The sequence below is a fragment of the Microbacterium sp. KNMS genome (genome assembly GCF_053851835.1).
The window spans coordinates 1-1,276 of sequence record NZ_JBSQBP010000054.1; the positions used below are offsets into that span (position 1 = coordinate 1).

1 protein-coding gene is annotated in these 1,276 nt (G+C 74.5%); it reads left to right on the forward strand.

Annotation, left to right across the window (positions count from 1 at the left end; translation table 11 throughout):
* Positions 1-38: 38 nt before the first annotated feature.
* A partial coding sequence (locus ACWXWW_RS17800) for a DUF222 domain-containing protein (protein ID WP_455971314.1) occupies positions 39-1,276 on the forward strand: 1,238 nt, incomplete at its 3' end.

Here is a 1,276-nt window from a genome sequence, read left to right on the forward strand (position 1 = left end):
CCCGTTCGAATGTCGGTGGTGGGGTTGATGATGGGGGTGTGACGAGCAGGAAGCCGCGGTTTGTGGATCCGCTGTCGTGGGATGCGACGGTGGAGGAGCGGTGGGTGCTGTCGAATGTGCGGGAGACGTTGACGGGTTTCCGGCGGGCGGTGGCGTCGGCTGCGGCGGCGGAGGTGCAGGCGTTCGCGGTGGCGGCGCGGGTGGCGCGGGCGCAGATGGAGCGGTCGGGGTCGGATTCGGAGTTCGCGTTCCCGTGGCGGGCGGTCGCGGCTGAGCTCGCGGTGGCGTTGCATGTGCCGGTGGGGGAGGTGGAGGCGCGGATGGCGGAGGCGGAGCTGCTGGAGGCGCGGTTGCCTCAGGTGCGGGCGGCGCTGTCGGCGGGGCGGATCACGCGCAAGCATGCGGATGTGATCCGGGAGGTCGCGCAGGGGCTGCCGGATGCGGTGCTGGGGGAGTTCCTGGGGCGGGTGCTGGGGTTCGCGGAGGAGGCCACGCCGCGGCAGCTGCGGGTGTTCGCGAACGAGCTCGCGGCGGTGCTGCATCCGGTTCCGGTGGCGGAGGGTCAGGCGGCGGCGCGGGAGAAGCGGGGAACGTGGACGCGGGCTCTGCCGGGTGGGCTGGGTGAGTTCGTGATGCGGGACGAGGCGTCGGTGATCGCGGCGGTCGCGGACCGGCTGGATCAGATGGCGCGTCTGGTCGAGGCCGATGAGCGCCGCGCGGACCGGGAAGCACAGGACGCGGCGCGGCTGGCGCGGGACGCGCGGGATGCGGCGGATGCGGCGGTGGGAGTGACGAGGGACGGGTTGGGGTTCCGGGTGGATCGGGAGGGGAACCGGATCGACCAGGGCGCGGTGCGGGTGCCTGGCGGCGACCCCGACCCGGTGGTCGATCCGGGGCTGGCGGTGCGGGATGCGGGGCGGTTCTCGGGGCGGTGCGCGCGGGGGGAGCGGGAGGGGGCTCGGGAGGCGGAGCGGGTGCGGGTGACGCGCACGCAGCGGCGGGCGGATCTGGCGGGGAACCTTCTTCTGACGGGGGCGCCGACGGGGTATCCGATCGACGGGGACCCGGACCGGCTGGCGGGCATCCGCGGCACGGTCGCGGTGACGGTCCCGGTGACGAGTCTGGTCGGGCTGGATGACGGGCCGGCGATGCTGGCGGGGTACGGGCCGGTCCCGGCCGAGACCGCTCGCCGGCTCGCGCGGTACGCGCCGGGGTGGGAGCGGATCTTCCAGAACCCCGACACCGGTGCTCTGCTGACCGTCGATCACTACCAGCC